The following is a 12,317-nucleotide window of genomic DNA, read 5'->3' on the forward strand; positions in this document are numbered from 1 at the left end:
GCAGCCGAATACCGGCGCGGTCGCGTCGGTACGGGCTCAGGTCAGGCGCGGTCGCGGCGGTGCCGGCCGGTCTCGCCGGACGTTCCGGCGGTACGCCGCTTCAGCCCGAGCATGGTGCCGATCTGCGCGCCGACGATGCTCGCCGCGGTGATCACCGCGGTCACCGCGAGTGGACGGTTCAGGTTCTGAACCGGACCGGAGCGGCCGGCGGAGACGCCGCCGCCGAGGTTGCCGGTCGCCTCGTTGTCCACCTGCGAGGCGGGGCGGTCGGCGTCCGACGGTACGTCGACGGGCGGCGGGGTCTGCGGGGCCGCCGGCGGCTCCGGCGTCGGCTGCTCCGGCGTCGGCTGCTCCGGGGCGGGCGTCACCGCCGGGGTGACGACCGTGCCGGTGGCGTGCGGCCGGACGCCGGTGTCCGTCGCCTCGGCAGGCAACCGCAGCAGCTGTCCGGCCCGGATCCGGTCCGGGTCGCCGATCTCGTTGATGTCGGCCAGCTCCTGGTAGTCACTGAACCCGCCGAGGTAGCGGTCGGCGATGTGGCCGAGGTAGTCACCCTTGGCGACCCGGTACACAGCCGGCTCCGCCGCCTCGTCCGGCTGGTCCGTCGGTGCTGTGTCGCCGCCTTTCGGGCCGGTGGGTGCCGACGCGAGCGTGTGCAACGCCGCCGGCGAGACCAGCGGGGCAGGCGAGCCTGCGGCGGCCGGTGTCGACGCGGCGGACCGCCCGGAGGCACCGACGAGCTGGTTCGGCGTCGCCTGCTGGCCGGCGGGCGCGGCAAGCTCAGGGGCGCTGCCGAACCCGATGCCCACCACCGCCGCCGAGGTCGCCTCGACCGGCCCCGGTGCGGCGTACGCCGCCGCCGGACCGGCCACCAGGATCAACGAGATCGCTCCGACCAGCGCGGCGGCGACCCGCTGCTGACGGCCCATGCCGGGCAGTTTCGGGGCCGGCCGCCGCAGCAGTCGGGCTGGCACCTCCACCAGCACCGACAGCAGGAACGTCGCCCAGCCCAACCAGCCGGCCACCGCCAACACCCGTACGAACAGCTGCCCGTCGTCGCGGCTGGTCAGCGCGGTGCCGATCTCGTCGATGCCGGGCAGGTGGTCGGGCAGCGGGTTGCCGGCGAACGCGATCAGCGCGACCGGTGCGCCAGCGAGCAGGATCAACAGGACGGTCAGCGCACCCAGGCCGGTGAGGACCTGCCCGAGCCGCCGGACGGGGGAAACGCGGGTCGCGCGCATGGTGCCGCTCCTCTCGAGGGGTCGGCTTCCCGTCACGGGTCGGTCCGGAGCACGGCGGTGGCCTGCCCGGTCACCGCAATCCCCGGCGGGAAACCGAAGAGGCTGAGCATGGTGGTCTCGTAGGTCATGTCGACGGTCACCGTCATCTGCTGCTGATCGGGGGCGACCTCGACCGTGTACCCGGTCACCCCGGGCATGCCGTCGAAGTAGTGGTCTACCGCAGCGGTGGCCGCCGGGACGTCGATGAACTGGCCCGCCCCGCTGACTGCCAGACCGATGTCGATCTGCTGCCCGCCGGTGCGGGCCGCCTCAGCGGCCAGGTTGTCCGCCCGTTGCTTGGTGCGGTACTTGCCGGCGGCGTCCACGGTGATCCCCAGGACGGTCGCTACGGCGAGGAAGGCCACGGCGAGGAAGACACTGACCCGCCCCGCGTCGCGGTGACCGGACGCGTCGCCGTTGACGCCCGGCCGCTGGCGACTTCCGCCCGGCCGCTGGCGGCTCATCCCCGCCCCCGGTAGCGGTCGAGCGGGGAACGGAAGTCGGCGCTGAGCAGCCGGTCCTGCGCCACCCAGGGCAGCCCCAGGTCGCCGAACTGGACCGTGCAGCTGACCCGGACGTGGATCAGCGCGGTGGTGCTGCCGGGCGCGGTGGCGAACGCCTTGGTCAGGGTGTCCACCCCGTTCGGGGCAAAGTCGGCGGCCGGCTCCCCGGCGCAGGCGATGCCCTCCCAGTCGAGGCGCTGCTGCGCGGCGTACTCGGCGTTGGTCTGCGCCTCGGTCACCGACCGGGAGATGGACGCGGCGCGGGCCGCGTCGTGCGCTGCCGCGTCCAAAGCGTTGCGGGCCAGCACGGTCCGCCCGGTCACCCAGGCGACGACGACCAGCAGCAGGAACGCCGGGGTGAGGATGGCCACCTCCACCGAGACGGAGCCCCGGTCACGGCCCCGGTCGCAGCCCGCATGGCGTCGCCGCACGTTCAGCCTCCCGCGACCTGCTCGAACCGCTCGATCTCGCCGTTGGCGGTCTCGCTGACGGTGAACGTCACCCCCGGCACCAGGGACAGCGCCTTGCCGCTGACGGTGTACGACACGTACCGCCCGTCCGGGCCGACCGACGGCTCCGGCAGCGGGTCCGGGTCGAGCCAGTCGCCCGCGTCGGCGAGGAACGCGGCGGCGCGTTGCGCGCCCACCCCGGTGTCGGCGTTGCCGCTGCCCAACGCGTCGTAGCCGCGTTCGGCGGTGACCGCCTGCTGGGCGGCGCTCAACGCCACGGTACGGGCCAGGAACAGCGCGGCGACCTGGATCGAGGCGAACAGCAGCAGCAGGATCGCCGGCAGCAGGATCGCCAACTCGACCGGCGCCGCGCCCCGGTCCCGGGCGGGCCGGGCCACCGGGGTGCAGGCGGGCCGGACCACCGGGGTGGGGATGGTCCGGCCCGGCCGGCCGACGAAGTGACAGCACATGTCGCCGATCAATCGCCGCCGCCCGGGAAGTTGCCCGAGTCCGGCAGGTCGCTGGTCGGATCCGGGTTGGCGTTCATGAAGTCGAACGCCAGGTTCGACGCCCAGGCGAGGACGGCGATCGCGACGAGCGCCAGGCCGACGATGATCACCGCGGTGGGGACCGGGCTGTCGCCCCGGTCCCGTTCGTCAGCCCCGCGCAGCTCGCCGATCCGGCCGGCCACCGCGAGGTAGAGGCGGGTGAATATCTGCATGGTGACTTGTCCTTTCGGGGGTCTGGCCGATGGCCGCCGGGCGGTCAGATCCGGGCGGTCAGATCCGGGCCAGGAAGGGATAGAGGACGAATCCGATCAGGACGAAGACCAGGAACGCTCCCGGGATGTCGAGCCGGCCGGTGACCGCCTCCGCCCGAGCCAGGTTGTCGGTCCTGATCTGGTCGCGCAACGAGTCGGCGCGGCTGCGCAACGTCTCGTGCACCTGGGCACCTTCGGTGCCCGACGACTGCATGATCGACCCGACGTCACCGAGTTCCGGCACGCCGATCTGGTCGGAGAGGTCCCGCAATTCGTCCCAGGGCGAATGCATCTGCAGCTGGGCCAGCCGCAGCGCCTCCCGGATCCGTTCGAAGACCCACCCGTCACACACCTTCGCCGCCCGTTCCAACGCCTGCACCGGCCCGTGCGCCGCGGACAGCTGCAACGCGACGAGGTCCAGATAGGTGCAGACCGCCCGGCTGAACTCCCGCCGGGCCTGCCTGGCCTTGCTCAGCACGTCCTGGTGGGCGATCAGCGCGGCCGCCGCCGCCAGCACCAGGCCCGCCGCCACCGGTACGGCGATCGGCAGGCCGATGCCGACCACGCCGAGCGCCATGCCCAGCACCGGCGGCGCGACCAGCCCGATCAACGCCGACAGCAGCAGCGACAGGGCGTACTGCTCCGGGGTCCGGCCGAGCAGGGCGAGCTCCTTGTGCGGTGGCCGCAGCCACCGGACCACGCCGGTCAGCCAGACCAGGTCACTGTCCGCGGTGACCACACCCGGCCGGCTCTGAGCGTGGTGCAGCCGGCGCAGCGCCGGCCCGAGCGCCGGCGTGGCCGGGCTGGTCTCCCGCAGCAGCAGGAAGACCCCGAGGCCGATCAGCGCCCCACTGACCACCGCGACGGTCAACTGCCAGTTGAGGATCATGTCAGCACCTCGTCGGGGTCCGGGGCGGCGAGGAACCGGGCCGGTCGGGGCGGGATGCTCATCTGCCGCACCCAGACGAGCAGCGCGACGAACAGGCCGCCCAGCGAGACCATCACCAGTTGGCCGGTCGGCGTGCCGTACGGCGCCATGTAGTCCGGGTTGACCAGCCCGTACCCGAGGACCAGCAGGGTCATCACGGTCAGGAACCGCACCGCGAACCGGGGCTGGGTGCGTTTCGCCTCCACCTCGCGACGGGTGGCGACCTCGGCGGCGGCCGCGTTCGCGATCGACCCCAGGACGTCACCGAGCCGCTCGCCCCGGTCGGTGAGGTGCAGGATCAACGCCGCCGCCACCTGGTCGCAGACCGGGTCGCCGATCTCGTCGGCGAACGCCAGCAGCGCGGTCCGGCCCAGCCAGCCGGCCTGTAGCCGGGATGCCAAATCCCGTACCTCCGGGTTGATCTGCTCAGGGGCGGTGTTGACCGTGCCGATGATCGCCTGCTGCAGGCCCTGGCCGGTGCCGGAGACATCCTTGAGTCGGCGGGTCCACTCGCCGACGGCTTCGATCCGGGCGATCGCCCGCCGCTCGGCCTTGCCGACGTTGAACAGCCACGGCGCCCCCGGCACGGCGACCGCGACCAGCACGCCGGCCACCGGCAGGCCGGTGATCAGGAAGGCGAACGCGCCGACCAGCCCGGCGGCGACCAGCAGCGCCTGATGCTGGCGCTGTTCGCGGCGGCTGGGGCCGGAGCCCAGCCAGAGCCGACGCACCGGCAGCCCGGCGCGCGACGGCGGCCCGGGTGGTCGGCTGGTGCCGATCAGCGCGACGACGGCGAGGACCAGGCCGCCGATGCAGGCGGCGCCGGCGACGACCGCGATCACCTCGATGTTGGCGGGCAGGTTCACCGGTGCCCCCGCAGGACGGTGTGCCGGGGCCGACGCCAGGCACCGACGCCGGCCTCGATGTAGCGGGACAACATCCGGGCGTCGTAGCCGACCCGCAGCAGCTGCTCCCGGATTCGTTCCGGCAGGTGCCGGGGGACCGCCCGGCCGTCCGGGCCGGGGCCGAAGACGGTGGTGGTGGCGATCCGACCGCCCTCACCGACCCCGATCACCTCCTCGACGTGCGAGACGAACCGGTGCTTGCGGCCGCCGATGCCGGTCTCGTCCTCGACGGTGACGTAGACGATCAGGTCGAGGGCGTTGCCGGCCATCCGGCGGGCCTGGTCGACGGTCATCTCCCGGCCGTGCGACAGGGCCAGCTCGACGATCCGCTCGCCGACCCCGGACGGGGTCCGGGCGTGGATGGTGCACATCGAGCCGCGGCTGGTGGTCATCGCCTGCAGCATCGGCACGATCTCCCGGGACCGGACCTCACCGACAATGATCCGCAGTACGCCCATCCGCAGCGAGACCGGGATCAGGTCGGCGATGCTCACCTCACCGGCCGGTCGGCCGTCGAAACCGCGTTCGCCGTGCCCCTCCCGTGCCTCGAAGCTCATCACCGCCCGGTGCCGGTCGGTACGCCGGGCCGGCAGCAGTTCGCGGCTCTCCTCCAGCAGCACGTACGGCTCGTCGGGCGGAATCTCGTCCATCAACGCCCGGATAATGGTGGTCTTACCGGCCCCGGCCAGCCCGGCGACCATGATGTTCAGCCCGGCCCGCATCGACGCCCGCAGGAAGTCGCGGACCAGCACGTCGATCATCTCGTCCAGGTCGGGTCGGCCGCCGGCCACGTCGTCGAGGCTGATGTCCAGGGTGTTGTGCTTGCGGATCACCGCGTACGGGCGGTGGCTGACCAGGTAGACGGCGGCCAGCCGGCTGCCGTCGGGCAGTTGCAGGTCCAGCGTCGGCTTCGAGGTGGACAGCGACCGTTCGGTGGCCCCGGCCCGGCGGGCGGCCGCCTGCAGGATCTCCACCAGTTCGTCGTCGCTGTCGGCGATCGGGGCGTGCCAGTCCACCTGCCCGTTGCGCCGGGTGATCCGCACCTGGTCGCAGCCGAGGATGTGAACCTCTTCGATGGTGTCGTCGACCAGCAGGGTCTGCAGCCGGCCGAGCCCGACGAGTTCGGCGGTGACCTGGTCGAGCAGCACCCGTTCCTCGTACGCGGTCAGCGGGGTGCCGGCCCGGCGGACCTGGTCGGCGTACTCGGCGACGACCGCGACAGCGATCCGGGCCCGCTCGACGTCCTCCTCGTCAATGGTGAACTCGCGACCCCGCTGCCAGCGGGTGAGCCGGGTGCTGAGCTCCCGGCGCAGCTCGCGGACCAGCGCGAAGTCGGTACGCGGCCGGGCCAGCGCACCGGTGCCGGTGGTGTCGGGGGTGGCCGGCGGCGCGGTGGCTGGAGCCAACGCGGTCGGCGGCGGCACGACGGGCGGCGGGGCGGGGCGCGGCGGGGTCACGGGAGGCGCGGTGGCCGGTGTGGTACCGGGCTGGATACCGGGCCGGGGTGCACCCGGGGTAGGCGGAGCGGCCGGTGTGTTGCCCGCCGGTGCCGCGCTGACCGGGACAACCAGCGGCCAACTGTGCCGCGCGCTGTGGCCGTGCTGCGCTGGACGCAGCGGTACGCCACTGTGCCGCGTCGCGGCAGGCGGTACTGCGTCGCCAGGGGCGGCTTCGCCCGGGATGCCGTTCGGACCGAGCGGCGGCGTGATCGAGGTGAGCGGGTCCGGCCGGTCCCGGGCCGGCCGCTGCGGCCGGCCGGCGGTGTTGTCGGACTCGTCGCGGGGGTCGCTCAGCACTGGCTCAAATCGCATTAGGCACCCCTTCCGGCGTAGCCCACCGCAGCCGGGCCTGCCGTCGCTCGATCAGCGAACGGACCGGGACCTCCAACGCGCCGGCCGCCCGCAGCAGCGGCCGGTTGAGCTTGACGGTGCCGCCGTGGCTGAGCACCTCGGCGGTACGGGGGTCGGCCGGCAACCGGGAGATCACCGGCAGCTGCAGGGCCTTGCTGATCTCGGCGCGGCTGTGGCCGTCACCGACCAGCAGCAGCCGCAGCGAACCGGGCGGCACCCGGTGCTCAGCGAAGTCCCGCTCGATCGTGGTCACCGCCGCCCGGGCGCTGGACAGGTCGGGCAGGTGCGCGGCGGCCACCACCAGGACGACAGTCGCCGCCCGTAGGACCGGCCACGGTGGATTAGCGACGTAAAGTCGGCCACAGTCGACGATCACATCGTACGGTGGACGGCCGTGTTCCAGGCCGACGAAGAAGTCGGCGAACCGTTGCCACAGCGGGGTGACGCTGCCGATCTGCGTCGGGTCGACCACGCCGGGCAGCAGCAGCCGCTCCCGGCGGGGGGCGTCCAGGTCGACCAGCTGGCTCCAGAAGGCCTCCTCGAGGTTGCCGTCGCGCAACTCGCTGACCGCCAGTTCCCCGATCCCCCGCCGGCCCTCCAGGGCACCGCCGAGGTAGCCAGCCATCAACGTCCCGCCGGCCGGATCGCACTCGGCCAGCACCACCCGGTGGTGCCAGGAGAGCGTGCAGGCGAGCGCACTGGTGGTGACGCCGGGGGAACCCTTGGCGGAGACGAGCGCGACGATGGCCATCTGTCAGGCTGCCGGGGCCAGCACGACCGCGATCCTGTCCTCGGCGGCGAGCACCACCACCGCCGGCACGTCCCGCGAGGCGAGCGCCAGGTAGGCGATGACCCCGCTGCGGTCGTCGGCGGCCACGTCGATCACGGTCGCGTCGAACCGGGTGACCGCGTTCTCACTGGCGTTACGCGTCGGGGTGCCGACGAGGATCAGCTTGTCGCCGGGGTTCAGCTGCCGGGCCGGCACCTGGTCGGCCCGCAGTCCGATGGCGATCTGCTGCTGGTCCGGCCCGATCATCGGCTCGTTGGTCAGCTGCGCCGGAGTGAGCAGACTGCCGGGGACCAGGGCGACCGCTGCCCGCAGCCCGACGACCTGGTCGAGCTGGCTGGCCGGCACCGGCTTGATCGCCTGCCCACCGGCCACCTGGACGGTCACCAGGTCGTCGGCGGACAGCACCGTACCGACCGACACGTCCCGGGCGACGGCCAGGTAGGAGCCGGTGGACCGGACCGAAGTGAGCGCGAAGGCGGACCCGAGCCCGCCGAGGGCGATCAGCAGCACCGCCAGCCCGAGCAGGCCGGGCCGGACCCGTCGCTGCCGGACGATCTTCGGCGGGGTGACCGGGGCGTCGACGCCGCCCTGGCCGGTACGTGTCGTCGCCACGGTCATCGCCGTACCACCTGCAGTTCGTCGATCTCAATCTCGATGGGGTCGCTCGTCATCTGCTGGTTCGCGAAGACGCCCTGCTCGACCCCGTTGAAAGTCCAGGAGACCTTCCAGTCGACCGTGGCGACGATCCGGTAGCTGCCCGGCGTCGGGTAGCCGTCGTCGTAGCCGCAGCCAGGGTTCCAGGGGTTGTCGGCCACCGGGTCGTACGCGTCGAAGACCTCGTCCCGTTCGCAGCTGAAGCTGTCGCCGTTGCCCATGTTGAAGGTGATCTCGTCGACTTCGGCCACGACCCGGACGCTGACGTCGCGGTCCGCCTCGTCCTCATCAAGCGGCCCCCAGACGGCGTTGGACTCCTCGGACCACACCCAGACCGGCAGACCGACCAGGCCGGGCTTGTCCGGGTCGGGCGCGGTGTGGATGACCGGCTTCTCGAACTGGATTCGGGCGTACGCGCGGCGGCGCAGCTCGTACGGGTCCGGCGGCGCCCCATAGCCTGGCGGCGGGTCGGTGAGCCACTCCGGGTCCTGGGAGACCAGACCGGCGACGCAGCTGATCTGATACGCGGTTTGGCCGGGCTCAGCGCCCGGCGGCTGCGGCTCGGCCCGCATGTAGTAGCACCCGTTCTCCCGGTTGAACCAGCCGAGGACTTTGTCGTAGCAGGGCAGCTCGACGCCGTCGCGGTAGCAGGGCTCGGCTCCGCCGTCCCCACCGCCGCCGTCGCCGGGTCCGCCACCGCCGTCGTGACCGGGGCCGCCGGGGTTGCCCGGCCCCTCGACCCAGCCGTCGCATTCGGGTTGGGTGACCGCGCAGCCGCCGCCGGACGACTGGGCGGCAGCCGGTGCAGCGGCGGTCAGCCCGACAGCGGTCAGCAGGGCGACGAGGACCAGCCCGGCGAACCGGCGACGGTTGGTGGCGGCGACCCCGGTCAGCATGGCTGGTCCCGGTGCGAGAAGCCGCCGCTGATCAGCCAGCGACCGTCGTCGTAGCGGGTCGCGGTGGCGGTGGCCAGGTAGCGACTCACTTCGGTGCCGGGAACGACCGTGTCGGTGTCGTCGGCGTAGACCATCCGGTAATTCGTGGCGTCCAGGCAGTCCTGGATAACCACGGTTACCGGGACCGAATCCAGATTCACCTCGGTCACCGTCGGTTCGGAGATTAGCGAGCCGATCCGCATCGCGCCGTGCTCCTTCGCGTCTCGAATGCTCAGCCGGACCTGCGCCAGGAGCGGATCCGCCAGATACTTCTTCAACTCGGGGTGGTGGGGGTCGGCCGCGTGTTCGGCCTTCTCGGCGGCGGCGAGGTAGCCGTTGTACGCGGCGAGCGCGGCTTCGGCGGCCTCGGCGGCGGCCGGGTCGTCGGTCGCCGCCGGTACGCGCAGTGGTGGCAGGGTGGCGGACTGCTCGCTGGCGCAGCCGGCGAGTGCGGCAGCCGCGAGCACCGACGCGGCCAGCATCACCGCTGGCCAGGGGCGCTGACTTGGCCTCACGTCCGTCCTCCTCGGTGCCCGCCGGGCCGGCCAGGGTGGCGCAGGGCGACAAGCACTATTGCCAACATCGATGTGTTGGGGCGTTGCCGTACTGTCCGCTGGAATGATCCAGTGCTGCCTCCGGCTGGTCCGGCCAGGTGTCGACCGACGCATTTCCGCCGGTCGGTCGGATGTTTCCCGGCGGTAGTGCATCGCTCAAGGGGGGAGCATAGGCTGACGCCCGCGACAGCAACAGGGGCAATTCAGAACAATACTCAGGGTTACGATCTTCGAGTCCGGTCCCGATGGAGGGCGGTGCGATGCCCGGTCATTCCGATCACCGCCCTAAGACGCATCCGAGTACGTCTGTCAAGTGGGCGGCGGTGATCGAAAACCGACAGTCGCCATCGCGAATTGCCAGCCTGCGCCGGATTCTGTCCCATTTGGAAGTCGACGGCCAGCGCGACCGCTGCCAACCGGTGAGCCGACCACGGTGCGCGCCGAAACCGGTCGACCGGACTCCGCCAGGCCGGTCGACACCGAAAGTAAGCGATCATGAAAACACGGACCGTGACCGACGTCGCGGAGGCCGGGAGAGGGCGCAGGGATGATCACCGGTAACGAGCGCCCGATCGGGACCGAGTCGGCACCGGCCCCCGCCGGGCGACGGCCCGGCCAGGCCGGCAGGCTGCTCGGCGTACTGCTGGTGCTGCCCGTGCTGCGCCGGGCCGCCGCCGTCCACTCGGTGGCACCCGGCGAACCGTGGCGCACCGGTTGTCCACGGTGCGGCACGCCGCTCGGCGCGGCCGGCCGGGCGGGGTCACTGTCCCCCATGGCGTCGCTGTCCCCACTGGCCAGATGCGGCGGCTGCGGTGCCCGGGTCGGCCCGCCACCGTTCGCCGTCGAGGTGGTCGCCATCGCGGCGCTGGCAGCGTTGGTGTCCACCGGCCATCCCTGGCCGGTGGTTCTGGCGCTGATCTGGTGGGCGGCCTGGATGGTCCCGCTGGTCTTCGTCGACCTCGCGGTGCACCGGCTGCCGGACCGGCTCACCTACCCGGCCGCCGCCGGGACCTGGGCGCTGTTCGGCGCGGCGGTGCTGCTGGGTGAGCCGTCAGCGGCCTGGCTGCGGGCGGTCATCGCCGGTACGGGCGGCGCGGCGCTGTTCGCCGCCACCACCCTGGCGTTCGGTGCCAGAGGGTTCGGGCTGGGCGACGCCAAGCTGGCGCTCAGCGTCGGCGCGGTGCTCGGCTGGTTCGGTTGGCCGATCGTGCTGCTCGGGCTGTTGGTCGCCTTCGTGGGCTCGGGCGGCGTGGCAGTGGTCCTGCTGGTCGCCCGGCGGATCCGGTGGACCCAGCAGCTACCGTTCGGGCCATTCCTGGTGCTCGGGGCCGTCGTCGGGGTGCTGCTGGCCAGTCGACTGCCAGCGGGCTGAGCACAACCTCACCCCGACTCACGCCGAAATGCAGATCCGCTCGACATGCTCGAAGATGTCCGCGTCGGTCTCCTGCTGCCAGGCTGGCAACGCGTCCCAGTCGGCCACGTACGACGGCTTCGGGTCGTCGAAGTGCTTGTGGATCTGGGCGATCCAGCACAACGCCACAAACGCCCCTTCTGCTCCCGGCTCAGCTTCGCTGTGCAACCGGAACTGACCTGCACGAAGGCGATGCATGTCGTCGAGTACACCCGTCGGCTCTGACCGGACCGGAACCGGGCCGGCGGCGGTTGGTCGAGGTGTAGGAACAGGAGGAGACAGGTCCTCGTCCCCACCCATTAGCCAGTGGTCGAGCTGCTCTGCCGTTACCTCCAGGATCTTGCACAGCTTCAACCGCGTATACGGATAGGGGGTGGTGACGCCGTGTTCGAGTCGGGCGATCGTCGTACGGTCCACGCCGATCTTCTCGGCGAGAGTCTCCTGGCTGAAACCGAGCGCCTTCCGACGCTCGACGAACCGGCGGCGCTTGACTGCCACAGGCACCTCCGCCCTTTGGGGCTCCCGTTCCAGCGTACGGGAGGCTGCGCTTGACTGAGCCGTCCGGTCGCCCCAGATGCGTCACAGATGCCTCGGAAGCACTCGGGCCCAGTATCGTGCTGACGGATTTCAGAGGCGGCGGATGACCAGCCCTGGCTTGACGTCCGAGGCAACCGACAGGTGCGCGATGTCCTCCGGGTCACTGGTGAAGACGATCCCGCCGCAGGCAAGCGCGATGGTGACCACGCTGGCATCGACCACGTCACGCGTACCGGCCTTCCCGCACAGCACCCCGGCCGATTCGGCCAGTTCCAGACCGACTGGCACGATCTCGCAGCTGCTCAGGAACCGTCCGAGCTGGACCTGACGGCGGGTGTCTCGCCAGGCATGGCCGACCACGACGGAAGGGACGAGCAGACGCCGCCCTTCCTCCACGGCCAGATGGTGTATCGCCCAGATCCGTCGGTCATTGCTGTCGATCGCCAGCAGCACCCCCGTGTCGTAGACGTGAGGGATGGTCACGCGGCCGCCCGACCGGGCGCGCTGAGCGCCTGGGCGTCGGCGGCAGCCATCTCCGCACGTGCCGCAGCGATCTCTTCTACGGCGAACGCACCGCGCTCGGCCTGCCAGTCGGCGACCAACCGCCGCCCGACCCGCCGCCGGAGCTCACTTTCCGCAGCGCTCGCCACCAGCCTCGACAAGGGGACGCCAACGTCGCGGGCAGCCTCGCCGAGCGCCTCGACCAGTTCCTCGGGGAGGGTCACAGTGATCTTCTTGGCCGCCATACGTACACCAATAGC

General features: G+C 72.0%; 15 protein-coding genes and 2 pseudogenes. 1 reads left to right on the plus strand and 16 read right to left on the minus strand.

The genetic code is table 11. The annotated features are described in order from the left end of the window. Positions 1-41: 41 nt before the first annotated feature. From ACFHW1_RS03480 to ACFHW1_RS03535, 12 genes are read right to left on the minus strand one after another with little or no spacing between them, the layout of a single operon-like run. Entirely contained in the window at positions 42-1,241 is a 1,200-nt protein-coding gene (locus tag ACFHW1_RS03480; protein ID WP_416614793.1) for a LysM peptidoglycan-binding domain-containing protein, read from the minus strand. Between the two features lie 32 nt (positions 1,242-1,273). Further along, positions 1,274-1,744 (minus strand): pilus assembly protein TadG-related protein, encoded by a 471-nt coding sequence (locus tag ACFHW1_RS03485; protein ID WP_416550828.1) that lies wholly within the window; start codon positions 1,742-1,744, stop codon positions 1,274-1,276. Beyond that, positions 1,741-2,214, minus strand: a complete 474-nt coding sequence (locus tag ACFHW1_RS03490) for a TadE/TadG family type IV pilus assembly protein (RefSeq protein ID WP_416550829.1) — start codon at positions 2,212-2,214, stop codon at positions 1,741-1,743. Before ACFHW1_RS03490 ends, ACFHW1_RS03485 begins: the two co-directional genes overlap by 4 nt. Positions 2,215-2,216: 2 nt before the next feature. Next, positions 2,217-2,714 carry a TadE/TadG family type IV pilus assembly protein gene (locus tag ACFHW1_RS03495; RefSeq protein WP_416550830.1) on the minus strand — a complete coding sequence of 166 codons (498 nt, stop codon included), beginning with the start codon at positions 2,712-2,714 and terminating at the stop codon, positions 2,217-2,219. Next, complete coding sequence (locus ACFHW1_RS03500) at positions 2,711-2,953, minus strand: hypothetical protein (protein ID WP_416550831.1); 243 nt, start codon at positions 2,951-2,953, stop codon at positions 2,711-2,713. Before ACFHW1_RS03500 ends, ACFHW1_RS03495 begins: the two co-directional genes overlap by 4 nt. A 58-nt stretch (positions 2,954-3,011) precedes the next feature. Next, complete coding sequence (locus ACFHW1_RS03505; RefSeq protein WP_416551090.1) at positions 3,012-3,878, minus strand: type II secretion system F family protein; 867 nt, start codon at positions 3,876-3,878, stop codon at positions 3,012-3,014. Beyond that, entirely contained in the window at positions 3,878-4,825 is a 948-nt protein-coding gene (locus ACFHW1_RS03510) for a type II secretion system F family protein (RefSeq protein WP_416551091.1), read from the minus strand. Before ACFHW1_RS03510 ends, ACFHW1_RS03505 begins: the two co-directional genes overlap by 1 nt. Next, complete coding sequence (locus tag ACFHW1_RS03515) at positions 4,783-6,636, minus strand: CpaF family protein (protein ID WP_416550832.1); 1,854 nt, start codon at positions 6,634-6,636, stop codon at positions 4,783-4,785. Before ACFHW1_RS03515 ends, ACFHW1_RS03510 begins: the two co-directional genes overlap by 43 nt. After that, a complete protein-coding gene (locus tag ACFHW1_RS03520; RefSeq protein ID WP_416550833.1) occupies positions 6,626-7,426 on the minus strand; it encodes a ParA family protein in 801 nt (266 codons plus the stop codon). Before ACFHW1_RS03520 ends, ACFHW1_RS03515 begins: the two co-directional genes overlap by 11 nt. 3 nt (positions 7,427-7,429) lie before the next feature. Then, a complete protein-coding gene (locus tag ACFHW1_RS03525; RefSeq protein WP_416550834.1) occupies positions 7,430-8,083 on the minus strand; it encodes an SAF domain-containing protein in 654 nt (217 codons plus the stop codon). Continuing rightward, entirely contained in the window at positions 8,080-9,015 is a 936-nt protein-coding gene (locus tag ACFHW1_RS03530; RefSeq protein WP_416550835.1) for a hypothetical protein, read from the minus strand. The genes ACFHW1_RS03525 and ACFHW1_RS03530 overlap by 4 nt, the downstream gene beginning before the upstream one ends. Then, positions 9,009-9,536 carry a hypothetical protein gene (locus ACFHW1_RS03535; RefSeq protein ID WP_416551093.1) on the minus strand — a complete coding sequence of 176 codons (528 nt, stop codon included), beginning with the start codon at positions 9,534-9,536 and terminating at the stop codon, positions 9,009-9,011. The genes ACFHW1_RS03530 and ACFHW1_RS03535 overlap by 7 nt, the downstream gene beginning before the upstream one ends. Before the next feature lie 619 nt (positions 9,537-10,155). Here ACFHW1_RS03535 and ACFHW1_RS03540 point away from each other — a divergent pair. Beyond that, on the plus strand, positions 10,156-10,980 hold the full coding sequence (locus ACFHW1_RS03540) for a prepilin peptidase (protein WP_416614795.1): 825 nt from the start codon (positions 10,156-10,158) through the stop codon (positions 10,978-10,980). An 18-nt stretch (positions 10,981-10,998) separates the two neighbouring features. Here the strand turns inward: ACFHW1_RS03540 and ACFHW1_RS03545 are convergent. The 4 genes and pseudogenes from ACFHW1_RS03545 to ACFHW1_RS03560 all read right to left on the minus strand — a co-directional run. After that, a pseudogene (locus tag ACFHW1_RS03545) lies at positions 10,999-11,189 on the minus strand (hypothetical protein); the annotation flags it as partial. Positions 11,190-11,334: 145 nt separating this feature from the next. Further along, positions 11,335-11,523 (minus strand): annotated as a pseudogene (locus ACFHW1_RS03550) (helix-turn-helix transcriptional regulator); the annotation flags it as partial. A gap of 123 nt (positions 11,524-11,646) precedes the next feature. Continuing rightward, the gene (locus ACFHW1_RS03555; RefSeq protein ID WP_416550839.1) at positions 11,647-12,009 is read right to left on the minus strand and encodes a type II toxin-antitoxin system VapC family toxin; all 363 of its coding nucleotides are present in this window, start codon (positions 12,007-12,009) and stop codon (positions 11,647-11,649) included. A 26-nt stretch (positions 12,010-12,035) separates the two neighbouring features. Further along, the gene (locus tag ACFHW1_RS03560; protein ID WP_416550840.1) at positions 12,036-12,281 is read right to left on the minus strand and encodes a hypothetical protein; all 246 of its coding nucleotides are present in this window, start codon (positions 12,279-12,281) and stop codon (positions 12,036-12,038) included. Positions 12,282-12,317 lie beyond the last annotated feature (36 nt).

The organism is Micromonospora sp. LOL_014 (assembly GCF_048060245.1).
Taxonomy (GTDB): domain Bacteria; phylum Actinomycetota; class Actinomycetes; order Mycobacteriales; family Micromonosporaceae; genus Micromonospora_E.